This window comes from Frankia sp. CeTa3Moorea, from assembly GCF_978021225.1.
In genome coordinates, this window is the sequence record NZ_CDXDOR010000005.1 from 53,668 (window position 1) to 78,104 (window position 24,437).

24 protein-coding genes are annotated in these 24,437 nt (G+C 70.4%); 21 read left to right on the forward strand and 3 right to left on the reverse strand.

All coding sequences use genetic code 11. The features are described from left to right. From AC08OV_RS02145 to AC08OV_RS02155, 3 genes are all read left to right on the forward strand, one after another. Positions 1–619, forward strand: a 619-nt coding sequence (locus tag AC08OV_RS02145) for an ATP-binding protein (RefSeq protein WP_476619175.1), incomplete at its 5' end; no start/stop codon positions are given. Positions 620–734: 115 nt separating this feature from the next. Then, positions 735–2,060, forward strand: coding sequence for a DNA-processing protein DprA (gene dprA, locus AC08OV_RS02150; RefSeq protein WP_476614606.1), 1,326 nt, complete (start codon positions 735–737; stop codon positions 2,058–2,060). Between the two features lie 87 nt (positions 2,061–2,147). Then, positions 2,148–3,149, forward strand: a complete 1,002-nt coding sequence (locus AC08OV_RS02155; protein ID WP_476614607.1) for a tyrosine-type recombinase/integrase — start codon at positions 2,148–2,150, stop codon at positions 3,147–3,149. On the opposite strand, the gene AC08OV_RS02160 is transcribed toward AC08OV_RS02155, so the two are convergent. Continuing rightward, positions 3,134–4,267 (reverse strand): M23 family metallopeptidase, encoded by a 1,134-nt coding sequence (locus AC08OV_RS02160; protein ID WP_476619176.1) that lies wholly within the window; start codon positions 4,265–4,267, stop codon positions 3,134–3,136. The two genes, AC08OV_RS02155 and AC08OV_RS02160, sit on opposite strands and share 16 nt — an antisense overlap. A 469-nt stretch (positions 4,268–4,736) precedes the next feature. On the opposite strand from AC08OV_RS02160, the gene rpsB reads away from it, so the two are divergent. From rpsB to AC08OV_RS02230, 14 genes are all read left to right on the forward strand, one after another. After that, positions 4,737–5,606 carry a 30S ribosomal protein S2 gene (rpsB, locus tag AC08OV_RS02165; RefSeq protein ID WP_476613188.1) on the forward strand — a complete coding sequence of 290 codons (870 nt, stop codon included), beginning with the start codon at positions 4,737–4,739 and terminating at the stop codon, positions 5,604–5,606. A 260-nt stretch (positions 5,607–5,866) separates the two neighbouring features. Beyond that, positions 5,867–6,481, forward strand: a complete 615-nt coding sequence (gene tsf / locus AC08OV_RS02170) for a translation elongation factor Ts (protein WP_476613189.1) — start codon at positions 5,867–5,869, stop codon at positions 6,479–6,481. Positions 6,482–6,830: 349 nt separating this feature from the next. Continuing rightward, positions 6,831–7,388: a ribosome recycling factor gene (gene frr / locus AC08OV_RS02175; protein ID WP_462185789.1), complete on the forward strand. Its 558-nt coding sequence runs from the start codon at positions 6,831–6,833 to the stop codon at positions 7,386–7,388. Positions 7,389–7,667: 279 nt separating this feature from the next. Then, positions 7,668–8,489 (forward strand): phosphatidate cytidylyltransferase, encoded by an 822-nt coding sequence (locus AC08OV_RS02180; RefSeq protein WP_462202907.1) that lies wholly within the window; start codon positions 7,668–7,670, stop codon positions 8,487–8,489. Positions 8,490–8,590: 101 nt separating this feature from the next. Continuing rightward, positions 8,591–9,856, forward strand: coding sequence for a dual-specificity RNA methyltransferase RlmN (gene rlmN, locus AC08OV_RS02185; protein ID WP_476613190.1), 1,266 nt, complete (start codon positions 8,591–8,593; stop codon positions 9,854–9,856). Further along, entirely contained in the window at positions 9,843–11,183 is a 1,341-nt protein-coding gene (locus tag AC08OV_RS02190) for a CE1 family esterase (protein ID WP_476613191.1), read from the forward strand. Before rlmN ends, AC08OV_RS02190 begins: the two co-directional genes overlap by 14 nt. Positions 11,184–11,389: 206 nt before the next feature. After that, positions 11,390–12,625, forward strand: a complete 1,236-nt coding sequence (gene dxr / locus AC08OV_RS02195) for a 1-deoxy-D-xylulose-5-phosphate reductoisomerase (protein ID WP_476613192.1) — start codon at positions 11,390–11,392, stop codon at positions 12,623–12,625. Positions 12,626–12,656: 31 nt separating this feature from the next. Beyond that, positions 12,657–13,841 (forward strand): M50 family metallopeptidase, encoded by a 1,185-nt coding sequence (locus AC08OV_RS02200; RefSeq protein WP_476613193.1) that lies wholly within the window; start codon positions 12,657–12,659, stop codon positions 13,839–13,841. Positions 13,842–13,950: 109 nt separating this feature from the next. Then, a complete protein-coding gene (gene ispG / locus AC08OV_RS02205; protein WP_476599139.1) occupies positions 13,951–15,105 on the forward strand; it encodes a flavodoxin-dependent (E)-4-hydroxy-3-methylbut-2-enyl-diphosphate synthase in 1,155 nt (384 codons plus the stop codon). A 13-nt stretch (positions 15,106–15,118) separates the two neighbouring features. Continuing rightward, entirely contained in the window at positions 15,119–15,970 is an 852-nt protein-coding gene (locus AC08OV_RS02210; RefSeq protein ID WP_476613194.1) for a GNAT family N-acetyltransferase, read from the forward strand. Positions 15,971–16,224: 254 nt separating this feature from the next. After that, positions 16,225–17,298 (forward strand): ABC transporter substrate-binding protein, encoded by a 1,074-nt coding sequence (locus AC08OV_RS02215; protein WP_476613195.1) that lies wholly within the window; start codon positions 16,225–16,227, stop codon positions 17,296–17,298. A 152-nt stretch (positions 17,299–17,450) separates the two neighbouring features. Next, complete coding sequence (locus AC08OV_RS02220; protein ID WP_476613196.1) at positions 17,451–18,248, forward strand: ABC transporter ATP-binding protein; 798 nt, start codon at positions 17,451–17,453, stop codon at positions 18,246–18,248. Continuing rightward, complete coding sequence (locus tag AC08OV_RS02225; protein ID WP_476613197.1) at positions 18,238–19,305, forward strand: ABC transporter permease; 1,068 nt, start codon at positions 18,238–18,240, stop codon at positions 19,303–19,305. Before AC08OV_RS02220 ends, AC08OV_RS02225 begins: the two co-directional genes overlap by 11 nt. A 155-nt stretch (positions 19,306–19,460) precedes the next feature. Then, positions 19,461–19,916, forward strand: a complete 456-nt coding sequence (locus AC08OV_RS02230) for an RrF2 family transcriptional regulator (RefSeq protein WP_462185778.1) — start codon at positions 19,461–19,463, stop codon at positions 19,914–19,916. Positions 19,917–19,965: 49 nt separating this feature from the next. On the opposite strand, the gene AC08OV_RS02235 is transcribed toward AC08OV_RS02230, so the two are convergent. Next, positions 19,966–20,490, reverse strand: coding sequence for a DUF4439 domain-containing protein (locus AC08OV_RS02235; RefSeq protein WP_476613198.1), 525 nt, complete (start codon positions 20,488–20,490; stop codon positions 19,966–19,968). Beyond that, positions 20,487–21,164 carry a hypothetical protein gene (locus AC08OV_RS02240; protein WP_476613199.1) on the reverse strand — a complete coding sequence of 226 codons (678 nt, stop codon included), beginning with the start codon at positions 21,162–21,164 and terminating at the stop codon, positions 20,487–20,489. Before AC08OV_RS02240 ends, AC08OV_RS02235 begins: the two co-directional genes overlap by 4 nt. A gap of 342 nt (positions 21,165–21,506) precedes the next feature. Here AC08OV_RS02240 and rimP point away from each other — a divergent pair, with 342 nt between their 5' ends. From rimP to AC08OV_RS02260, 4 genes are all read left to right on the forward strand, one after another. After that, positions 21,507–22,283, forward strand: coding sequence for a ribosome maturation factor RimP (gene rimP / locus AC08OV_RS02245; protein WP_476619177.1), 777 nt, complete (start codon positions 21,507–21,509; stop codon positions 22,281–22,283). Continuing rightward, positions 22,280–23,377 carry a transcription termination factor NusA gene (nusA, locus tag AC08OV_RS02250; RefSeq protein WP_476613201.1) on the forward strand — a complete coding sequence of 366 codons (1,098 nt, stop codon included), beginning with the start codon at positions 22,280–22,282 and terminating at the stop codon, positions 23,375–23,377. Before rimP ends, nusA begins: the two co-directional genes overlap by 4 nt. A gap of 7 nt (positions 23,378–23,384) precedes the next feature. Next, positions 23,385–23,654 (forward strand): YlxR family protein, encoded by a 270-nt coding sequence (locus tag AC08OV_RS02255; protein ID WP_476613202.1) that lies wholly within the window; start codon positions 23,385–23,387, stop codon positions 23,652–23,654. A 298-nt stretch (positions 23,655–23,952) separates the two neighbouring features. Next, positions 23,953–24,437, forward strand: a 485-nt coding sequence (locus tag AC08OV_RS02260) for a translation initiation factor IF-2 N-terminal domain-containing protein (protein ID WP_476619178.1), incomplete at its 3' end; no start/stop codon positions are given.

The window sequence follows — 24,437 nt, forward strand, 5'->3', positions numbered from 1 at the left end:
GGACGAGGCGCCGGAGTTTACCCGTCAAAGTCTCGATGCGCTACGTCAACCGTTGGAGAGCGGCGAGATCGAGATCGCCCGCGCTCGCGCGACGACACGGTTTCCCGCCCGCTTCCAGCTGGTTCTGGCCGCGAATCCCTGCCCGTGTTCGAAGGCCCGTGGCCCACGCGCGGTGGGCTGCGAGTGCCCGAGCCTGGTCCGTCGGCGCTATCTGGCCCGTTTGTCCGGGCCGCTCCTGGATCGGATCGACATCCAGGTGGCGTTGAGCGCTCCCAGCCGAGCGGAGCTACGGGCGGACCGTGGCCAGGGTGATTCGTCCGCGGTCGTCGCGGCGCGGGTCGCCGCGGCCCAGGAGGCGACCCGGGTCCGGCTGGCCGGAACGCCGTGGCGGCTCAACGCGGAGGTGCCGGGGCCGGCGATGCGCCGACTGTGGCCGCTGCCGGCGAGGGCGACGGCCGTGGCCGAGCGGGCATTCGAAAGAGGCCTGCTCACCGCGCGCGGTCTCGACCGTGTCCTGAGGTTGGCGTGGACCTTCGCCGATCTCGCCGGACGGGGCACGCCCGGTCCCGAGCAGTTCGGTGCCGCGCTGGATCTGAGATTGCCCGGGTGGTCGGCATGAGCATGGGAGGCCCCCGTGGGGACGCTCCTGACCGTGACGTGAACCGTGTCGCGCAGGAGACCGTGTCGCGCAGGAGGAAGAAGCCGCATCCGGTGCCGTCTTCAGGGAGTGGGACATGAGCTCGACGACTCCGCCGGATGCCCGGGGGGCGGATCCCGGTCCCGCGCCCGGGAGGGTGGCACCGGGTGGCACCGACTGGTCGGATCCCGAGCGGTTGGCCCGTGTCGCCCTGGCCCGCGTCTTCGGCCCGGAACATCGTCGCGTGGCCGTCGAGGTCAGGCGCCGGGGTGCGTCCGAGGTGTGGAATGCGCTCCGGGCGGCGCACCCGAGTGTCGATCCGGTTCGGGACCTGGACGCGGCATGGCGCGCCGGCGCCCGGCTGGTCTGTCCCCAGGACGCCGAGTGGCCCCTCGAACTGGATGCCCTGGACCGTCTTCGGGACGAGGGAGACGGTTCGATGATCGGCACTCCACTGGCTCTGTGGGTCCGTGGTCCGGTCAACCTGAGCGAGCTCCCACCCCGGGCGGTCACTGTCGTGGGCTGCCGGACCGCGACCAGCTACGGGCTGCACCTCGCCGGAGAGATCGCGTTTGCGATGGCGGAACAGGGATGGGCCGTGGTGTCGGGAGCCGCGTTCGGCATTGACGCAGCAGCACACCGGGGGGCGTTGGCCGCAGCCGGATCGACGGTGGCGGTGCTCGCCGGGGGTGTCGACGTTCCCTACCCGACTGCCCATGTGGAACTGCTGGAGGAGATCGCCCGTACCGGGGCGGTAGTCAGCGAGGTGTCGCCGGGCACGCCGCCGTACCGACGCCGATTCCTCACCCGTAATCGCATCATCGCGGCTCTGTCCCGGGGGACGGTCCTGGTCGAGGCGGGCCACCGTAGCGGCGCGCTGAACACGGTCGCCCACACCCGTAGGCTCGGTCGTCCCGTCATGGTCGTTCCGGGACCGGTGACCAGCGCCATGAGCGCAGGCTGTCACCGGCTGCTCCGGGACTTCCGTGAACAGACGGTCCTGGTCACCGGAGCCGAGGACATCAGGGAGGAAATCGCGAGTATCGGATCGTTCGCACAGCGGCCGGCGAGCGGGGATGGCCCGCGGGACGGGTTGTCCGAGGCGGTGCGCGAGCTTCTCGACGCGATGCCGGCCCGCGCTGCCGTCGGGGTGGCTGTGCTGGCGCGCCGCACCGGCCTGCGCCCCGAGGCGGTGCTGGCGATGCTGGGCCCACTCGCGGTGGAGGGGCTGGTCGAGAACGTGGCGGGCGGTTACCGCCTCACGAATCTGGGCCGAGCGCCGTCGAACCCGTCCCATCCCGCCACGTCCGGCAGGCGGTCCGGTACCCGACCGGGTGCCGCCCACGGCGGGGCCGATCGTTCCTCGACGCGCAGTACCGCGGATCCGGGACTCGACGGCGAAAACCCCGATGAGGAGACCTGAGGCAGCTTGGGTGCAATGTCCTCGGGTGCAATGTCGCGGACGCCGCGGCGTCTTGACGAGAACCGCCGATGCCGCCACGGTCGTCGCATGGCCCTGCGAGGCGAGATAGTCGAGACACCCGAGTCCGGCTGGGACACGGCGGTCGCGGGTTTTCTCCGCCATCTCACCGCGGAGCTGGACCGATCTCCTGAGACCGTGCGTGCCTACACCGCCGACCTCGCTAACCTGCGCGCTCACGCGGAGCGGATGGGCTGTTCGGTCCTCGCCGACCTCGATCTGGCGCTTCTGCGGAGCTGGCTCGCCTCGATGCGCGCCGCCGGGGCGGCGCCGGCAAGCCTGGCCCGGCGCGCCTCGATGGCCCGGGTCTTCTCCTCCTATGCGGCGCGCCGTGGCTTCCTCGACACCGACGTCGCCGCACGGCTCGTAGGTAACCGTACGGTCAGAAGGGTGCCTGAGGTGCTCACCGCCGCGGCCGCGCGTCAGCTCCTTGAGAACCCTTCGCCTGATGTGTCGCCCCCGGGCACGTCGCAGCCGTCCGGGCTGCCGGACTCGACGGCAGACTCCGAGCGGGCCGTACGGCGGGCGGTGGAGTTGCGGGACGCACTCGTTCTCGAACTCTTGTACGGCAGCGGAATCCGGGTGTCCGAGCTGTGCGGTCTTGACCTGGGGCACATTGATGACGACCGGCGGTTGCTGCGGGTCCTCGGTAAGGGTGGCAAGGAGCGCAGCGTGCCGTTCAGTGTGCCGGCGGTGGCCTCCCTGCGGTCCTGGCGATCAACGGGACGGCCGCGGCTGATGACCGCCCGTAGCGGGCGTGCGCTGCTCCTCGGCCTGCGCGGAGGTCGCCTCGACCCGCGCACGGTACGGCGGATTCTGACGACGAGGGTGGCGGCCGGTGTTGCTCCGGCCGGTCTGACTCCGCATGGTCTGCGACATTCGGCGGCGACGCACATGGTGGAAGGCGGGGCCGATCTGCGCTCCGTCCAGGAGTTTCTCGGCCATGCAAGTCTCGCGACCACGCAGATCTATACCCACGTGACGCCGGAACGGTTGCGCGCGGCCTTTGAGCAGGCTCATCCCCGGGCTTGAGAGAAGGCCGGGGACCCAGGGGAGCGATCTGCTGGGGGGAGGGGGGGCAGGAGGCGGGGCGGAGTTCTGCGGAAGAACAGCAGAGGATTGAGGTAGTCCGTCCGGCGCAGAAGCCCCCAGTGCAGGCATGCGGCCACCGGACAGCCTGGATGGCCATCGCTCATCCAGCCGAGCAGGTCCCCGGCTCGGACCGCGGTTCCGGGGCTGATCGCCGGCGTCAGTGGTTCGTAGGTCGTGCGGAGGTCGCCATGCGTGACGGTGACGATGCCGCGGTTCGCCACGGACCCGGCGAAACTCACCACCCCGTCGGCTGCGGCGAGAACCGGGGCGGCCGGAGAGGCTTTGAGGTCGATTCCGCGATGACCGGGTCCGTAGGGTGAAAGCGGGCGTTCGAAACCGCGGCTCACCGTGACGGCCCCCGACAACGGCCATCGCAGAGCCCGGACCCTGCCGCCGTGGGCCGGCGGTGCCGCGGAGTTCTCCGGTCCGACGTCGCCGGGTGGCGGGTCCGGGTGCTCGTCCCCTTCTCCGCCGCCCGGCGGGCCGGCGGCCGGCGGGGTCACGGCCGGCCGCGTTCGTTCCCCGGCTCGGCGGTCCGCCGGCCGGGGAGATCGTGGGGCGGAGGGAGGCCGGACGGTGGGAGTCGCCGGTCGTCGAGGTGACGAGGTTGCCTTCGGCGAGGGGGCGCGAGGCGAGGGGGCCGGATGCGCCGCCGGCGTCGACCGCGCTGTGGACGGAGCAGGTGTCGTCGAGGGTTCCGCCGACGTGCCGGGGGTGAGCCTGAGAGGAGGTGGGCCCGGGGTCCTCACCACGGCCTGAACCTGGCTGACCCCCAGGGCCTGCTCGATGACGTCGTGGCGGGGCGCGGTACCGAACCCGTCACCGGGGCCGAGCCCACCGGCGGAGTCGGTCGCACCGGACGGGGCGGACCGCCCGGGCTCGGACAAGGGCTCGGACAAGGCGGTGGTGCTCCGTTGCGGATCACGTGCGGCCAGGACGAGGCGTGGCCCGTCGGCGTGCGGCTTGATCGGCATCGTAGTGGGCCGTCCCAGGGCGATCAGGATGGCGACCGCCGGGATGACGAGCCAGAGCGGGTCGAAGCGCGGCAAAGGGGGCATGACGGTGACACCTCCGGGTCCGGGGGAGGCGCGGCGGCCGGACCCGGTCCAGGTCCGCTCGTCCGGCCGCCGCTGTGCCGATCCGAGGGGGGAGCGGACCGGCCTCGTCCACGGTGCGGCGTTTTGATGCCGTTGGGTAGACCGGCCGTGTGATCTGTGGATAACTCCCGCCGCATGCTGTCGGTGCCCGCGCTCTGTGGACATCGCCGGCCGGTCCGTTGATCCGATCCGATGTGGTCGCCCGATGGATCCTCGTACCCGGCAGGTATCATCGATCGCAGGGCCCGTCCACCGGGCCCAGTTCGCACGCCCACTTCCGATGATCCGGATCGGATCATCGGAAGGGTCTCCTCGGTCCGCCGCACAGCGACGGCCACGACCAATCGGGCGTCAGGGGCTGCCGTCGTCAGATGGCGCCGTCACAACCGAGGCGTCCCGGCCCAGGCCGGGCGGGAAGGAGCGACGTCCGATGGCCGTCGTCACCATGAAGCAGCTGCTGGAGAGCGGTGTGCACTTCGGGCACCAGACCAAGCGCTGGAATCCGAAGATGAAGCGGTACATCTTCACCGAACGTAACGGCATTTACATCATCGACCTGCAGCAGACGCTGTCCTACATCGACCGCGCCTACGACTTCGTCAAGGAGACCGTGGCGCACGGTGGGACGGTCCTGTTCATCGGGACGAAGAAGCAGGCCCAGGAGGCAATCGAGGAACATGCGGCCCGGGTCGGGATGCCGTACGTCAAGGAGCGGTGGCTCGGTGGCATGCTGACCAACTTCTCCACGGTCTACAAGCGTCTTCAGCGGCTCAAGGAGCTCGAGGAGATCGAGGTGACCGGCGGTACCGAGGTGCGCACGAAGAAGGAACAGCTCGTGCTGACCCGGGAGAAGGTCAAGCTCGAGCGCACCCTCGGCGGTATCCGCGACATGAGCCGGGTGCCGAGCGCGGTGTGGGTCGTCGACACCAAGAAGGAGCACATCGCCGTCGGTGAGGCCCGCAAGCTCGGCATTCCCGTCGTGGCGATTCTCGACACGAACTGCGACCCGGACGAGGTCGATTACCCGATCCCCGGCAACGACGACGCGATCCGCAGCGCTGCGCTGCTCACCCGGGTGGTCGCCGATGCGGTCGCGGACGGTCTGATGGCCCGTGCGGGCGCCTCGAGCTCTGCCGATGCCAAGCCCGAGCAGTCTGCGGGTGAGGAGCCGCTCGCCGAGTGGGAGCAGGCACTGCTGCGTGGTGAGGCACCTGTCGAGGCCCCGGGTGCGGTGGAGCCGGCGACGGCGGGGCCCGCGGACGGGACACGACCGGACGCCGCGGTCGGCACCGTGGTCTGACCCGCTACCGCGTCTCATTCGCCCGCGGTGATGGCGATCGACCAGCGGTGACATCGTGTGAGGAGGACGGTGGTTCCCCGAGTCGGGTCGGGGACCACCGCTCCCGAATGTCGGGCCTGGTTCCGGTGGTCGGACCCGGGCCCCGGGCCGCTCGGGCGGGCGCTCCCGCGACGCCCGAAGGGCACCGCGGGGCCGGGGCCGGTAGAACTACGACAGCATCCAGACCCACCATCCAGACCCACACCGACGAGAAGAGCACCATGGCAGAGATTTCAGTCGCTGACATCCGGAAGCTCCGGGAGCTCACCGGCGCTGGGATGAGCGACGTCAAGAAGGCGCTGGTCGACAACGCCGGGGACTTCGAGAAGGCCAAGTCCTGGCTGCGGGAGAAGGGCAAGGCACAGGTCGCCAAGCGTGCGGCACGCAGCGCCGCCAACGGCCTGGTCGAGTCCTACTTGCACCGGACCGACCCGCAGCTCCCGCCTACCCTCGGCGTGCTCGTCGAGCTTCGCTGCGAGACGGACTTCGTGGCCAAGACCGAGGACTTCAAGCAACTCGCCCGCGATCTCGCGCAGCACATCGCCGCGGCGGACCCGCTGTATGTCACCGCCGAGCAGATCCCGAACGAGGTCCTCGAGGCGGAGCGAAAGATCTACGAGGCCGCGGCCCGCGAGGAGGGCAAGCCTGAGCCGGCGATCGCGAAGATTGTTGAAGGGCGTGTCAACGGGTATGTGAAGAGCAGCGTGCTGCTTGACCAGCCATGGGTGAAGGACGGCAAGGTGACCATCCGAGCTCTGCTCGACCAGGCCGGCGCGTCGCTGGGTGAGAAGATCGAGGTCGGTCGGTTCTCCCGGTTCAACATCCGCCAGGCCTGAGCGTCGTCGGATCGCCGGCTCCCTGATCGGGCGGCCGGCGGCTCCGAGGCTTCTCGGTGGGTGCGGTGGTCCGGCACGCCACCGGCATCGGGATGGCCACGCCTCGAGATGACAAGGTGATGCTTCCCGGCCCGGTCGGCGTGCCGTGTCGGCCCAGGTCAGCGGGGACGCCGTGGTAAGGCACACTGCACGCGGCGGCTGTGCGATCTCGGTCAGGCGAATCCGGGACCGGGCGGGACGGCTTCGCCCCTGGGACGACGAACTCGGCTGCGCTCGGCCGAACTGCGATGATAACAGGACCGGCGTCCGGTGGACGCCGGCGGACCAGGAACAGACGGAAGGAAATGCGGTGATCGACGACACGCTTCTCGAGGCCGAGGAGAAGATGGAGAAGGCGGTCTCGGTCGCCAAGGAGGACTTCGCGAACATCCGCACGGGGCGTATCACTCCCGCGGTCTTCTCCAAGATCCTGGTGGATTACTACGGCGCTCCGACACCGGTGCAGCAGCTCGCGTCGTTCCACATCCCGGAGCCGCGTATGGTGATCATCACGCCTTACGACAAGTCGTCTCTGGGGGCGATCGAGAAGGCTGTGCGCGATTCCGATCTCGGGGTCAACCCGAGCAACGACGGCACCATCATCCGGTGTGTTTTTCCGGAGCTGTCCGAGCAACGGCGTCGCGATCTTGTCAAGGTGGCTCGGACCAAGGCCGAGGAAGCCCGGGTGAGCATCCGCAACGTCCGACGTCACGCCAAGGACACGATCGATCGGATCGTGCGGGACGGCGATGCCGGCGAGGACGAGGGCCGGCGGGGTGAGAAGGATCTCGACGAGGCAACCCACCGATACGTCGGGCAGGTGGATGAACTTCTTCGGCTCAAGGAATCGGATCTTCTCTCGGTTTGATCATTCCTGCGTCCGTTCTCGATGCCGGTCGCCTGCTCCGATGTTCGATTCCCATGGTCTCGGAATCGTCTGGACGGTCCCCGGATCCGCGCATGACGCGCGCGCGATGCGGCGGTCGCTGCCCACGGCCGGGCGGCCATGACGACTGTCGACGGCCGCGCGGTGGCTGAGTCCGGGCCGTCCGGGTCATCCGCGCCGCCGGGATCCTCGCATGGGCCCGGTAATCCGCTTGAGTCCGGTAATCCCCGCGGGCCCGGTAATCACGGTCGGCCCGCCGGGATGGTGCCCCGGCCCTCACGTGCCGGCCGCAACCTGCCGGCCGCCATCGGTGTCGGCATCCTTCTCGGTGCCGTCATCCTCGTTCCGCTGTTCACCCTGCGGGTGATCTTTGTCGGGGTGATCAGTGTCGCGATGGCCCTGGGCACCCACGAGGTGGTCCGCGCGATCCGACTGACGCAGGTACGGGTTCCCCTGCTTCCCCTGGTTGCCGGGGCGGCGGCCATGCCGGTCGTCGCGTACGTCGATGGGACCACCGGCCTGTTGCTGACTCTCGCCGGCACCATCGGCGTGGCGGCGCTGGTCCGTGCTTTCGGGCCGTCCACGGGTCTGCTCCGCGACGTCGCCGGCGCCGCCTTCGTGGCCGGCTACATCGGCTTTCCGGCTGGCTTCGCCGCGCTGCTCACCGAACCCTCCGATGGTCGCTGGCGCGTCGTCGCCTTTCTGGGAACGGTGGTGGCCAGCGACGTCGGTGGTTACACGGCCGGTGTCCTCTCCGGCGGTCGGCACAAGATGGCCCCTACCGTCTCCCCGGGGAAGTCGTGGGAGGGATTCGTCGGTTCGGCGGTGACCTGTGTGATCGTCGCCGGGATCGTGCTGGCCTGGCCGCTGGGGGCCGAGGCCTGGCAGGGCGTTCTGCTCGGGCTGGCGGTCGCGTGTACCGCGACGATCGGCGACCTGGGTGAGTCCCTGCTCAAGCGCGACATCGGCATCAAGGACATGAGCAGTCTGCTGCCCGGCCATGGTGGCCTGATGGACCGCTTGGACTCGTTGTTGTGCACCGCCCCGGTCGCCTGGCTTCTGATCACTTCCTTCCTGAACTGATCGGAACCGGGCTCAGCCGACCGGTCTCGCCTCTCGTGGGTCCCTTCGGACAGATCCGTGCATTCGTCTCGGTCGCGGTCACCTGGCAGACTGGATCCGCGATGACTGCCACGACCGCCGAATCCGGACGTCCGGACCAGCCCTCACCCGCCGAGGCGGGCTGGCCCGCGCGACTGACGCTCACCCGGCGAGCGGGCCGAGTGCCGCGCCACCTCGCCGACCTGACCCGTCAGGAACGACGTGACGTCGCGGTGTCGCTGGGGCAGCCGGCCTTCCGCGCCGATCAGGTGGCCCGGCACTATTATGCCCGGTTGATCGCCGCCGATGAGCCCGAGGCGATGACCGACCTGCCGGAGCGGGACCGCCAGCCGCTCCTCGACGCCCTGCTGCCGAGGCTGCTCGTCCCGGTGCGGACGCTGAGCTGCGACGACGGTCTGACCCGCAAGACGGCGTGGCGGGCCGTGGACGGCGCATCTCTCGAGTCTGTGATCATGAGATATCCGGGTCGCGCGACGGTCTGTGTGTCGAGCCAGGCGGGCTGCGGCATGGGCTGCCCGTTCTGCGCCACCGGTCAGGGCGGGCTGACCCGCAACCTGTCGACCGCGGAGATCGTCGAACAGGTCGTGCACGCCGCCCGGGTTCTTCAGCGCCGTGAGCTCGCGGGCAGCGCGACCAGGTTGTCGAACGTGGTCTTCATGGGGATGGGCGAGCCGCTGGCGAACTACGCCGCGGTGATTGTCGCGCTACGCCGCCTCACCGCTCACCCCCCCGACGGGCTGGGCCTGTCGGCGCGCGGCCTGACGGTCAGCACTGTCGGCCTCGTTCCGGCGATCCGTCGCCTCTCCGGAGAGGGCCTGCCGGTGACTCTGGCGGTGTCCCTGCACGCCCCGGACGACGTTCTGCGGAACGAACTCGTCCCCATCAACACCCGTTGGCCGGTGGCCGAGGTGCTCGCGGCCGCCTGGGAGTACGCCGAGGTAACCGGCAGACGGGTAAGCGTCGAGTACGCGCTGATCGATGGGGTCAACGATGACGTGGAACGCGCCGACGCCCTCGCGGACCTGCTCGTAGGCCGGCTCGCGCATGTGAACCTCATTCCGTTGAATCCAACCGGTGGATCCTCGTGGCGCGCCAGCGTCCCGGCCGGCCAGCGCGCGTTCGCCCGCCGGCTCCGTGACCGCGGCATCGTGACGACGGTGCGCGACACCCGGGGCCGGGAGATCGCGGCAGCCTGCGGACAGCTTGCGGCCGAGCCGGCCGGGACGCCGGAGCGGACGGACCAGCCGGAGCAGGTCGGATCCGACCGTCCCGCCGAGTTCGGTGGCGCGGGGAGCGCGACGTCTGACGGTGACCGTGTCCTTCGGTAGTCCGACGAGCCGACGCCGGGGGGCCTCCCGCCCGGATATCCGGGCGACGAACACCGTATGGCTGCCGATCACGGCCGCCGCCGGGGTGTTGCTGCTGCTCCTGTGGTACGCGATGTCCCAGGAGCCGGGGCCGGCGAAGACCTCGGCGACCCAGGCCGCTCTCGGGGCGTCCGGCGGCCGTGCCGCCGGTGCCGCCGTGGCGTCGGCCATACCGTTGCCCACGGTCCCACCACCCCCCGAGAGCGGCTGCGTCACCGGGAAGACCCTGCCGTCCGGGATCGGTACCCGCACGCTGCGGGTGGGAGGAACCGAGCGCGGCTACGTCCTCGCCGTACCGACCGCGGGTCCTCGGGCCAGGCCACTACCGCTGATCTTCAATTTCCATGATCTGAACCAGACGCCGGAAGATCTGGAAGCGTACACGCGGCTCGCCGATCAGGGGACGAAGGCGGGCTTCGTGGTCGCCGCCCCGATCGGGATGCAGGGGCGGTGGAACTTCACCAGATCGAAGGCGGTGGGACCCGACGACGTGCTCTTCGTCGGCGCGCTGCTCAACGACCTCGTCGGTCAGATGTGCCTGGATGCGGGACGCGTCTTCGCCGTGGGCTACGCGGACGGCGCGAACATGGTGCTCACGCTGGCCTGCGCGCTGCCGGGCCGTCTTGCGGCGGCGGTGACCGTCGGGTCGAGCGTGCTGCCCGGCTCCTGCGCCAAGCCCGCCACCAACGTCCTGGAGATCCATGGGACCTCGGACCAGATCGCGCCGTATGCCGGCGGAGGCGCTTCGCGGCCGGCCCCCTTCACCGGAGTCGTCGCCCAGCCCGTGGAGGACCGGCTCGCCCGGTACGCCTCCGCTCTGGGCTGCAGCGGAGCCCGCCAGACCTCCCGGGACACGGCTGCCTGGCAGCGCACCGTGTGGAGCGGCTGCCCAGCCGGCCATGACGTCGGGCTGTTGGCCATGCAGGGCGCGGGGCACACCTGGCCGGGGGCGCAGGCACGTCCGGCGCTGGGTCCGACCTCCGTCAGCCTGAGTGCCACCATCGTGGCGTTGACCTATTTCGGTTACACGCCTACGTCCGCGACGAGTGGCCTGCCCGGCCCTGCCGTCTCCGCCGGCCCTGCCGTCTCCGCCGGTCCCGCCAGCACGGGCGTCGCCACCAGTCCGACTCCCGCGGCACCGGCGGCTGGATCCTCTGGACCCGCCGCATCCTCCGGACCCGCCACCACGTCGGCGTCGCCCGCCTCCCCGGATGCCACCCCCGGTGCCGAACCGTCCGGGCAGCCGGCAACCGGCGCCACACCTTCTTCCTCGCCCGGCCGGGGATGAGCAGACGTCGGAGCCGTCGTCGACGTGACCGACCGGGCCGACGTGCCACCCGGATCGGGGTGGCCGATCGGGGTGGGCGGCGACCGCAAAGTCCTGCCCACCAGACCTGACGAAACGTAGTTGTCACCGGACCCATTGCGCATCTTCGGGTGGCACCTGTCATGAACCGAACAGGGCGGTGCCGAGCGGTCGGTGGGCCTGAGAGAATGGGTGACGTGGTGGAGGCTTCGATCCTGCGTGAGGTTGTCCTGCTCGGGTCCACCGGTTCGATCGGAACCCAGGCGATAGATGTCGTACGCCGCAACCCGCAGCGGTTCCGGGTGGTGGCGTTGATGGGCGGCGGGTCCCGGGTGGACCTGCTCGCCGCTCAGGCACTGGACCTCGGCGTCCAGGCCGTGGGAGTGGCGGCGGCCTCGGCCGCTCAGGACCTCCAGTTGGCCTTCTTCGCCGAGGCGTCGCGGCGGGGCTACCGTCGGGGTGAGTTCCCCGTGCCAAAGATTCTCGCCGGTCCCGACGCCGCGAGCGAGATCGCGGCGTGGCCGTGTGACATCGTCCTCAACGGCATCACCGGCTCGGTCGGGTTGGCCCCGACGCTCGCGGCGCTGGCCGCCGGCCGGACGGTGGCGTTGGCGAACAAGGAATCGTTGGTCGCCGGGGGGCCGTTGGTGCTCGACGCGCTCGGTGGCGACCCCGACCGCCTGGTGCCGGTGGATTCCGAGCACTCCGCACTGGCGCAGTGCCTGCGGGGCGGGCGACGGGACGAGGTAGGCAAGCTGGTGCTGACCGCCAGCGGAGGTCCCTTCCGCGGGCGCCGCCGCGACGAGCTTGCCGCCGTTACCCCGGAGCAGGCGTTGGCCCATCCCACCTGGGACATGGGACCCCTGGTGACGATCAACTCGGCGACCCTGATGAACAAGGGGCTCGAGCTGATCGAGGCGCACCTGTTCTTCGGGGTTCCCTACGACGACATCGAGGTCGTCGTGCACCCCCAGTCGTTGGTGCACTCGATGGTCGAGTTCACCGACGGCTCGACGATCGCTCAGGTCTCCCCGCCGGACATGCGGCTGCCCATCGCGCTGGCGCTCGGCTGGCCGGACCGGGTGGCGCAGGCGCAGCCGCCGATGGACTGGTCGCGGGCGCAGGCGCTCACCTTCGAACCGCTGGACGAGGTGGCGTTCCCGGCGGTGGAGCTCGCCCGCACGGCCGGGCGGCGCGGCGGCACCGCCCCCGCGGTCTTCAACGCCGCGAACGAGGAGGCGGTGGCCGCCTTCCTCGCCGGGCGGCTGCCCTTCATCCGTATTGTCGACCTGGTGGCCGAGGTCATCGCCGAGCACGAAGTGATCGATCATCCCAGCGTGGAGGAGGTGTTCGCCACCGAACGGGCCGCGCGGGCGGCGGCCGGGCGGCTGATCCGGCGTGAGACCGAACGGGACACGGTGTGAGCCGCCCCCCCGGCGCCGAGAGGGCGGTCTGATGGAGCTTCTCGGCATTGTGGCGTTCGCACTGGCCCTGCTGGTGTCGGTCGTCGCGCACGAGGCCGGGCATTTCGTGACGGCCCGGCACTACGGTATGAAGGCCTCCAAGTTCTTCGTCGGTTTCGGGCCGACCATCTGGTCCCGGCGGCGGGGGGAGACCGAGTACGGCATCAAGGCCATTCCGGCCGGCGGTTTCGTCAAGATCGAGGGGATGACTCCGCTCGAGGAGATCGATCCGGCCGATGAACCCCGCGCCTTCCACAATGCGCGGGCGCGAGCCCGGCTCGTGGTTATATCGGCTGGTTCTTTCGTGCATTTCGTCATCGCCATCGTGTTGGTCTACGGAGTGCTTGTCGTCCTGGGCACGACCACGATCAGCGAGTCGAGGGTCGGCGCGACGAGCTGCGTCGCCACGACCGCGACCTGTTCCGGACCGGGGCCGGCCGCGGCGGCCGGTCTGCGGCCGGGCGACCGGATCGTCAGCTTCGGCGGAGTTCCGGTCACGACGTGGGCGCAGTTCACCCGGCAGGTGCGTGCGCACGGAGCGGGGCCTGCGGTGATGGTCGTCGAACGGGACGGCCGCACCCTCACCCTCACGCCGAACCTGGTGGAGGTCAGGCGCGATCGGGAGACCGGGCAGGCGGGCGACGACCGGGTCGGCGCCTTGGGCGTCAGACCGGGAACCGAGACAGTGCACTACAACCCGATCGAAGCCGTGCCCCGCACCTTCGATGTCATCGGGTCCGGGTTCACCGGTATGTACGAGACGCTGACCCGCCGGATCGGTGATATCGCTAATATCTTCAGCGACGACCGCGACCCCCAGGGTTTCATCAGCGTGGTGGGAGCGGCGCGTATCGGCGGTGATGTGGTCTCGGCCGAGGGCAGTTCGGCCGTGGACCGGGTGCGGAATCTTCTCATTCTGGTCGCCGCGATCAATCTCGCGGTCGGAATTTTTAACCTGTTGCCCCTACTTCCGTTGGACGGCGGTCATATTGCCGTGCTGGGCTTCGAGCAGGCCCGGCATGGCCTACGCAGGCTCCGGGGTTATCGCGGTCCGGTACAGAAGGTGGATTTCGCCAAACTGTTACCAGCCACGTACGCCACGGTCGTCGTACTGCTCGGGTTCAGTCTGCTTGTCCTGTCCGCCGACATTGTCAATCCCATTCGCCTGAATCAGTAATTCCGTATGAACATGCGCGACGGTGTGCCATTCTGCCCTGCCTCCTGCAGCCGACAGGCCGAGTCAGTCGCACGTCGATCTTCGTCTCCGATTCGCCAGTGAGGACAACGTGACCGTAACTCTGGGCATGCCAACCGCTCCGGCCCGTCCGCTCGGCACGCGGCGGCACAGCCGGCAGATCCACGTGGGCAACGTCCCGGTCGGGGGTGACGCTCCGGTCTCCGTTCAGTCGATGTGCACCACGTTGACGTCAGACGTCAACGCCACGCTGCAGCAGATCGCACAGCTGACAGCGTCGGGATGCCAGATCGTCCGGGTCGCGGTGCCAAGCCAGGACGACGCTGACGCCCTCGCCGCGATCGCCCGCAAATCCCCGATCCCGGTGATTGCCGATATCCACTTCCAGCCCAAGTACGTCTTCGCCGCGATCGACGCGGGCTGCGCCGCGGTCCGGGTCAACCCCGGCAACATCAAGGCTTTTGACGACAAGGTCGGGGAGATTGCTCGCGCGGCGAAGGCCGCCGGCGTTCCGATCCGGATCGGGGTCAACGCGGGTTCGCTCGACAAGCGGCTGTTGGCGAAGTACGGCAAGGCCACGCCGGAGGCGCTGACGGAGTCGGCCCTGTGGGAATGCTCGCTGTTCGAGGAGCACGACTTCCGCGACATCAAGATCTCGGTGAAGCACCACGACCCGGTCGTCATGATCCAGGCGTACCGGCTGCTCGCCCAGGCCTGCGACTACCCGCTGCACCTCGGTGTCACCGAGGCCGGGCCGTCCTTCCAGGGCACGGTCAAGTCCGCGGTCGCCTTCGGGGCCCTGCTCGCCGAGGGAATCGGTGACACGATCAGAGTGTCGCTGTCGGCACCGCCGGTCGAGGAGGTGAAGGTCGGCACCGCGATCCTGGAGTCCCTGGGACTTCGGCAGCGTAAACTCGAGATCGTATCCTGCCCCTCCTGCGGTCGGGCTCAGGTTGACGTCTACACCCTTGCCAATCAGGTCAGCGCCGGTCTCGAGGGCATGGAGGTCCCGTTGCGCGTCGCCGTCATGGGCTGCGTCGTGAACGGGCCGGGCGAGGCCAGGGAGGCCGATCTCGGCGTCGCCTCCGGGAACGGCAAGGGTCAGATCTTCGTCCGAGGCGAGGTCGTGAAGACCGTTCCGGAGGCACAGATCGTGGAAACCCTTATTGAGGAAGCCATGCGGCTGGCCGAGGAGATGGCGGCGGACGGCACCCCGTCCGGCGAACCCTCGGTTTCCGTGGGTTAACCGGTTCGACCGGATGGGCCTACCTCTGCGGTCCGCGCCGACCCGTCTGCTTGACGACAGGGATCTTCCGGCCGTCCGCGAGCTCTTGGCCCGCAACCCGGTCGCCGATGTGTTCGTCGCATCTCGGGTCGAGGCGGCGGGGCTCGACCCGTGGCGTCTCGGCGCCGAGATGTGGGGGCACACCGTGGATGGCTGCCTGGTCGCTCTGTGTTATTCCGGCGCCAACCTCTGGCCCGTGGCGGCAGGCCCCACCTCGGCGAGACTGTTCGCCGAGCGGGCTCGCCGGCAGGGACGGCGCTGCTCGTCCATCGTCGGCGTCTCCTCCTCGGTGACGGCGATGTGGAAGCATCTGGAGCCGACCTGGGGGCGGGCCCGGGAGGTACGGGCCGACCAGCCCCTGCTCGTGATCGACCGACCGCCGCGGGTCGCCCCAGATCCGGCGGTGCGCCCGGTGCGCCCGGACGAGCTGGACGTCATCCTGCCGGCCTGCATCGCCATGTTCACTGAGGAGATCGGGGTGTCCCCGGTGCTCGCTGACGGCGGTGCCCTCTACCGCGCCCGCGTCGCCGAGTTCGTCGGTCAGCGGCGTTCCTTCGCCCACATCGCCGACGGCCGGGTGCTGTTCAAGGCCGAGATCGGCGCCGTCGCGGGCGACGTCTGCCAGATCCAGGGCGTCTGGGTCGACCCGGCGCTGCGCGGGCGCGGCCTCGGCGCCGCGGGAACCGCGAGTGTGGTCGCGCTGGCGCGGGCCGCCTTCGCCCCGCTGGTCAGCCTGTACGTCAACGACTTCAACCATGCCGCCCGCCGGGTCTACGACCGGGTGGGCTTCCAGCGAGTCGGGACCTTCGCGTCGATCCTGTTCTGAGGTTGATCTTGTTCTGAGATCGATCCCGGTCTGAGCCCATCCCGGACCCGCTCCGATGGTGTCCGGGGCCTCTTTGATCCCCAGAAATATCCGTTTTGTCGGCTATGTGCATCTGGCCGGTCAAAGATATTGCAGAACGATGTCATCGCGATGAAGTCACATGGCCAGGATGGGCACCATCTGGCATGCTTACCATCCCGATGACTTCGATCGACATGCATGGCGCGGGCGTCAGCCTGCGTGAGGGGGTATCTATGAGACCGAGCAGACTGTGGCGTGCAGCGACGCCACTCATCGCCGCGGGGGCGCTCGTACTGGCGGTGGTGGGCTGCTCGAGTGACGACGGGGACTCCCAGACGGTCGCCTCGAACGGCCAGGTCACCGGCACCCTGCGGCTCGGGTACTTCCCGAACCTCACCCACGCGCCAGCTCTCTACGGTGTCGAGAAGGGGATCTTCGCCAAGGACCTCGGTTCTGGAGTCACGCTCAAGACGTCGACCTTCAACTCCGGCGTGCAGGAGGCGGAGGCGATTCTGTCCGGCGCCATCGATGCCGGCTATATCGGTCCCAACCCGGCGGTCAACAGCTTCATCAAGTCGCACGGGGAGGCGGTGCGGATCGTCTCCGGCGCCACCTCGGGTGGTGCGTCGCTGGTGGTCAAGCCTGAGATCACCTCCGTCGCGCAGCTCAAGGGCGCCACGCTCGCCACCCCGAGCCTGGGCAACACCCAGGACGTGGCGCTGCGGTACTTCCTCAAGGAGAACGGGCTGAAGACCGACCCCCAGGGCGGGGGTGATGTCTCCATCAAGCCCCAGGACAACACCGTGACGGTGGACGCCTTCGCCAACAAGGCCATCGACGGGGCCTGGGTGCCCGAGCCGATAGCCTCCCGGCTCGTCGCCGCGGGGGGCAAGGTGCTCGTCAACGAGGCCGACGAGTGGCCGGAGACCAAGGGCCAGTTCGTCACGACGGTGCTTCTGGTGAGCACGGACTACCTGAAGAAGAACCCGGAGATCGTCCGCCGGCTCATCACGGCGAACGTGGAATCGATCAACGCGCTCAACGCCGACCGTGACGCCGGCGCGAAGGTCACCAACACGGCACTGGGCAAGCTGAGCGGCAAGCCGCTGTCCGACAAGATCCTCACCTCGGCCTGGAAGGGGCTGACCTTCACTCCGGACCCGATCGCGGCGTCCCTGTTCACCTCGGCGAAGCACCAGGAGGAGCTCGGCCTCATCGAGAACCCGAAGCTCGACGGTCTGTTCGATCTGACGGTCCTCAACGAGATCCTCGCCAAGCAGGGCAAACCGACGGTCTCCGACTCCTGACCCGCGGGACCCCCGGTAGCCGGGCCGGCTGAACCTCGGTCCGAGACCACAGGGCGACGACCAGGCCGGGGTGTCGATCATCGATGCCCCGGCCTGGTCCGTCCGTCCGTCCATGCACACCGGCCGCATACACCGCGATGGGGGAATGAACCATGACCGCTGTACTCACCGACACCGCTGTACTCACCGACACCGCTGTACTCACCGACACCGCGCTGCGCATCCACCGCGTCAGCCGGGTCTTCGGAGCCGGGCCCGCCAGCGTCAAGGCGCTCGACAACGTCTCCCTGGATGTCCGGGCGGGCGAGTTCGTCTGTCTCCTCGGTGCGTCCGGCTGTGGGAAATCGACCCTGCTCGGCCTGATCGCCGGTCTCGACCAGCCCTCCGTGGGCGTCGTTGACACCACCGGCCGGCGGGTCGGGATGATGTTCCAGGACTCGGCGTTGCTGCCCTGGCTGACGGCGGGCGGCAACGTGGAGGTGCCGCTGCGGCTGCGGGGGATCGGCAAGGCCGAGCGGCGGGACCGGGTCGAGAGCCTGCTCGCGATGGTCCGGCTGGCCGGCCTGTCCGCGAAGCGCCCCCATGAGCTGTCCGGCGGCATGCGCCAGCGGGTGAGCCTGGCCCGGGCCTTCGCGCAGGAGGCCGACATCCTGTGCATGGACGAGCCGTTCGGTGCGCTCGACGCGATGACCCGCGATCTGCTCCACGACGAACTCGAACGGATCTGGCGGGAGACGGGGGTCACCGTCATCTTCGTCACCCACGATGTGCGCGAGGCGGTCCGGCTCGGTGACCGCATCGTGCTGCTGTCCTCCCGGCCCGGCCGGGTCGTGGAGATCTTCGACGTCGATATCGACCGCCCCCGCCGGCTCGACTCCACCCACGTCTCGGAGCTCGCCACCGAGGTGACCGCGCGGCTACGCGAGGAGGTTGGCCGCCATGGCCACTGACGTCAGCGTCCCCACCCGTAAGAGTGCCGGGCTCGGCGAGGCCGGCGAGCCCCTCGACGTCGACGTGGCCCTCGCCGGCCTCGACGCGCTGGACATCCCGACCGCGCAACGGCGGCCGTTCGCGGCCCGCGCCTGGGCGGCCACCTGGCCGAAGCTCGGCGCTCTGCTCCTGTTCCTGCTGTTCTGGCAGATCGTCGTCTGGAGCGGCTGGAAGCCCAGCTATGTGCTGCCCGGGCCGGGCGAGGCGCTGGGCGAGTTCGTCGACCAGCTGGGCAGCGGACACTTCTGGGACGCTCTGGCCCGCACCCTGGTCCGGGCCCTGGAGGGATACGCCCTCGCCGTGCTCATTGGCACCGTGGTCGGGATCGCGGTGTCCCGCTTCGGGGTCCTGCGTACCGCGGTGGGATCGTTCATCACCGCGGTGCAGACGATGCCCTCGATCGTCTGGTTCCCGCTCGCCATCCTGCTGTTCAAGCTCAGCGAGTCCGCGATCATGTTCGTGGTGGTGCTCGGGGCGGCGCCGTCGGTGGCCAACGGCGTCATCTACGGCGTGGACTACGTGCCGCCTCTACTGGTCCAGGTCGGCCGCAGCATGGGCGCGCGTGGCCTGTCCCTCTACCGGTACATCGTGGTACCGGCGGCCCTGCCCTCGGTGCTCGCGGGCCTGAAGCAGGGCTGGGCGTTCGCCTGGCGCAGCCTGATGGCCGGCGAGTTGCTGGTCATCGTTCCGGGGCATCCGTCCGTCGGGGCCGACCTGCAGAATGCCCGCGAACTGCTCGACACGGTCGGGGTACTGGCCTCGATGATCACGATCTTCGTGGTCGGGGTGCTCATCGATGCCGGATTCAACGCGGTGGACCAGCGGATGCGGCAGCGCCGTGGGCTGGTTGCGGAGGGTACGACGGCGGTCCGGGCGGCTCGGCGTCGCCGGGGCGGCAGCGCCGGCGGGTCCGCCGCGGCCGGTACAAAGGAGGTGGCGGCGGTCGGAGCCGCCACCACGGCCACCTCCTCCGCCGACGGCGGCACGGACGCCCCCCATCCCGAGAGGGCTGGCTGAGGAAGTCCCCGATTCCCCGGCCGGCAGGTTCGTTGGCCGGCAGGCTCGTTCGGCCGAGTCGGCGGCGGGAACAGCGCCCGTTGGCGCGGGGCCGCGCCTCGCCCGCTGCCGACCCGGCCCACCCATTCGGCGAGGACCGGCGGCAGAATGGATGCATGCAGATCTCCGCTCGCGCCGACTACGCATTGCGCGCGCTCCTGACGTTGGCCGCGAGCAACGGTCGGCTCGTCAAGGGCGAGGCGCTTGCCGCGGCGCAGGATCTGCCGCTGCGCTTCCTCGAGAACATCCTCACCGATCTACGCCGGGCGGGGCTGGTCCAGAGCCGCCGGGGCGCGGACGGGGGATACCAGCTGAGCCTTCCTCCCGACCGGATCACCATCGCCACGGTGATCCGGGCGACCGACGGTCCGCTCGCCAGCGTGCGAGGCCGGCGTCCCGAGGACACGAACTACGACGGCGCGGCCAAGAACCTGCAGGATGTGTGGATCGCGGTTCGGGTGAACCTGCGGCGGGTGCTGGAGGCCGTGACCCTCGCTGACGTGGCGAGTGGTCAGCTTCCGGACATCGTGACCACCCTCGGCGGCGACCCCGACGCGTGGGTCACCCGCTGACGGGAGCGGCCCGCTTCCTGGAGCGGGCCCGGCCTCCCTGGACGCCAGGTCACGTCCCCGGTAGCGCGCGGCTCGCGGCCGCCAGCGGCATGCCGGCCGCGATGCGGGCCCGCTGCGCGCGTACGGCGGTGCCGGTCAGCGCGTCCAGGGCCAGCGCACGGACGTCCCCGACGAGCACGGTGACGGCGTCGTGGGCCGCTATGGCGCAGGCGTCCTCGATCCTGGCCAGGAGGGCCAGTGCCACCCCGATTCCCTCCGGTGCGACGGGGAGTCGATAGGCGGGCAGTGCCGGTGGCGCCTCCCCGCCGCGGGCCCGGATCGCGGTGATGAGGTCGTCGCGCAGCGCCTGGTGCGCCAGATAGCTCAGTCGTGCGAGCTCGCGCGCCTGCGCCGCGGCCGGGCCGAGCGGCGCGAGGGCACCTCCCGCCGCCGCGGCGGCGTAGACGGCGGCATGCGTGGCCGTGAGCATCGTGACCAGCGCCGCGACACCCGCGGGATCCGGGTGGTCGGTTGCGGTGGTCGATTCCGTGGGGGTCGCCGACGCCGGATCGCCCGGTGGTGTGCCGGCGGTCATCCGGACACCCGGCTCGCAGAGAGGGCCAGCAGCTCCGCATGCGCGGTCCCGGCGGCGCACATGCTCGCCAGCAGGGACGCGAGCGGACCGCCCGCGCGCAGGCAGTCGGTGCGGGCCGCGTTCGTCGCCGCATCCTCCATCCCGGTCAGGGAGGCGATGGTGGCGGCGCGGGCCGTGGGTGACTCGTCGACGAGCTGCGCCGTTCCCGCCGTCCCGACGCCGTCGCGCCCGATCGTCCGGGTCGGCATGGCCGCCTGGGTCGGCATGGCCGCCTGGGCCGGGGTGGCCGCCTGGGTCGGGGTGGCCGCCTGGGCCGGCGTGGTCGGTGCGGAGCCCGGGAACTGTTCGGCCAAGGTCCGGAGCTGGACTTCGTGATGGGCCCGCAGCGTGTCGAACAGGGGACGCAGGGACGGGTGGCGCTCGGCCGCCGTCCGGTATGCCGCGGCCAGCGTGGCCGCCCGGACGGCGGCGGCCCTCGCCGCCCGGCGGTCGTCGCCGCCCGGGCCCACTGCGGGACCGGTCCGGTTCGTCGCGACCGTGGTGCTGCACCCGGCGGCCTCGAATCCGGTAAATCCGGCAAATCCGGTGAGGGTGAGGCCGGTCAGCCCGGCGAGGACCCGTCGTCGGGAGGCGTGGGTGAGGTTCGCCGGATCCACCGTCGCAGCTTCGCACATCCCCTGCTGTCGTCCGGATCGCCGTGTGGTCCGCGCGGCCTGATCCGGTTACCCCCGGGTCGCGACGGACTCCGGTCGGGGCGGACGTAGGCTATGGATCTCACCCGGGATGCCGTTCGCCCCTGTGACGGCCCAGCCCGGCGGGACCGTCGGCAGTCGGTCCTCGTTGTTCGACGGTGCCGCGGGTCGGGTCGACGGTGCCGCGGGTCGGGTCGACGAGGGTCGCACGGCTTGATGGCGCCGGCCGAACCTGGGTATCGCCCCCGGGGGATGACAATGTGGCGGCCGGCCTACGGCCTGGGGAGCGGCGTCGTGGGTCCGGCGGATGATCAGGCATCGTGGATGCGGGAAGGGACGGTCGAAGTGGCAGGGGCGGGGGAGGCCGGCCGCGCGCGCGACCGGAGCCCATCCGGATCGGCCCGCGGGCGCGGCGGCGTTCGGACGGCGCTGCGGGCTCGGCTGGCGGCCGGTCTCGCCGACGCGGGTTTCGATCTCGAGGATGTGACGGTGGCACGGGCCGGATCGCGCAGCGTGGTGCGGGTGGTGGTGGACCGCGACGGCGGAGTCGACCTGGACGCGGTCGCGGACGCCAGCCGGCTCGCCTCCGAGCTGCTCGACGCCGCCGAGACCGACGGCCAGGGCCTGGTCGCCGGGCCTTATGTTCTCGAGGTCACCTCACCGGGCGTCGAACGGCCGCTGACCGAGCCTCGGCACTGGCGCCGCGCGATCGGCAGGCTTGTCACGGTACGTGATCGAGACGGCATCGTCCTCGCCGGGCGTGTCCTCTCCGCCGACGAATCGGGGGCGGACCTGGCGGTGGCGACGGATCCCGCGCGGCCCGGACGCCCCCCGCGCCGGCGGCTTGCGCGGGTGACCTTCGCACAGGTGGCCCGGGCTACTGTCGAGGTCGAGTTCTCGGCCGAGGCGTATGATGATCTTTCTGTCGAGTCGGTGGAGACGCCGTCTTCGTCCGCCGCGTTGGTGGAACCCGGCGAGACAGCCGATCTCGGGTATGGGGAGCCGGGCGACGATCTTCCGGCGGCGCCGGGGAGGGAATCCAATGACGACGGCCGGGAGGCCGGCCCCCGGGGCGCGGCCGGTAAGGAGATGACCCGGTGAAGCTCGACGTGGCCGCGCTGCGCGGAATCGAGCGGGAGAAGGACATTGCCTTCGACACCTTGGTGCAGGCGATGGAGACGGCACTGCTGACGGCCTATCACCACACGGCCGGGTCCGCGCAGGACGCCCGGGTGGTGATCGACCGGACGACCGGAGATGTCTCCGTCCTCGCCCGGGAACGGGGTCCGGACGGCACCAGCCGGGAGTACGACGACACCCCGGCGGACTTCGGGCGGATCGCGACTATGACCGCTAAACAGGTGATCATGCAGCGGCTGCGCGAGGCCCAGCAGGAGGTCACCTACGGCCAGTACGCTGACCGGGAGCACGAGATCGTCTCCGGTGTGGTGCAACATCACGAACAGCGGGCCGGCTCCAGGGTCGTGCTCGTCAATCTCGGCACCGTCGAGGGTGTCCTGCCGCCGGCCGAGCAGGTTCCCGGCGAGCGGCTCGAGCACGGTGACCGGATCAAGTGTTATGTGGTGCACGTCGCGCGGGGGCAGCACGGACCCACGGTGACGTTGTCCCGCACCCATCCCGAGCTGGTGAAGGGGCTGTTCCGGCTGGAGGTGCCCGAGGTCGCCGACGGCACCGTGGAACTCGCTGCGATCGCCCGCGAGGCTGGGCATCGCAGCAAGATAGCGGTGCGGTCCCGGGTGGCCGGGGTCAACCCCAAGGGCGCGTGCATCGGGCCGATGGGCAGCCGGGTGCGTGCCGTCATGGCCGAGCTGCGGGGCGAGAAGATCGACATCGTCGACTGGTCGGCCGACCCGGCAACCTTTGTCGGGAGCGCGTTGTCCCCGGCCCGGGTGGCCCGGGTCGAGGTGACGGACCCGGCGAGCCGCTCGGCGCGGGTGGTGGTGCCCGATTACCAACTGTCGTTGGCCATCGGTCGCGAGGGGCAGAACGCCCGGCTCGCCGCCCGGCTGACGGGGTGGCGCATCGACATCCACTCTGACACCGAGGACTCCGGCGAGGGCGGTGGGAGCGGATCCGAACGGGGCTCCGCTGGTGCGCCTCGACGATCGGGACCAGCTGCGGTACCGCGGCGATCGCCTGCCGCGGGTGGCCATTCTCGGGGCCAAGCGGGATAGACTTGCGATGGCGCGTCGTGCGGAGCCCGTTCGTACCTGTGTCGGATGTCGAAGCCGTGCGCCGAGTTCTGACCTACTGCGTATCGTCGTAGAAGGCGGCGAGCTTCTGCCGGATGCTCGTCGTCGGATGCGCGGTCGGGGTGCGTACGTGCATCCCGATCTTGCATGCCTCGATCTCGCGGAGCGTCGCAAGGCGTTCCCACGGGCATTGCGGGTGTCGGGCCCGCTCGGAGCGAAGCAGGTCAGGCTGTATCTGGAGCGGCTTTGCCCGCGGTAGCCGGTCCCTCCGGGGCCGGTCCGCCGTAGTCGCGCCAGGCACAGGGAGATATCAGGCACAGGAGATACCAGGTAAAGATGGATGGATGGAACGGGCGGACCGCGGCAGCGGGCCGGCCGGGTCAGACGGAGTGGGTACCCGCGCCAGCGGCACCCACTCCCACAGGCGGCGCCAACAGACGTCGACAGGGAAGCAGGTCGAGACAGCGATGACCGCTCAATGAGCACCCAGCCATGATCACGACCAGCAGGTAACGAGGTCACGCGGGCACGGACCGCGGGCCGAACGAAGGAGCACCGTGGCAGGAAAGGCCCGCGTACACGAGCTCGCCAAGGAGCTTGGTGTCGACAGTAAGACCGTGCTCGCCAAGCTCAAGGATCTCGGTGAGTTCGTGAAGTCCGCTTCGTCCACTGTCGAGGCACCCGTCGTCCGCAAGTTGAAGGAAGCGTTCCCCGCCGACGGCGCACCCACCTCCCCGGGCCGGACCACCGGCCCTCCGGGACCGCCGGGCAGCGGTGCCCGTCCGACCCCGCCGCCCCGTCCTGGTCTGGCGCCGCGGCCCGGTCCGCGTCCGGTTCCCGGGCGGCCTGGTCCCGCCGGGCGGCCTGGTCCCGCCGGCCGGCCTGGTCCGGCGACCCCGGCGCCGTCGCCCGCGTCCCCGCCGGTGCAGGCCTCGCCGGTGCAGGCTTCCCCGGTGGAGGCCTCGCCGACGTCTGCACCCGCCGCTCCCCGTCCGGCCGCGGCCTCCGCCGTACCCGCGCCGCCGATGCCGTCCGCCCCCTC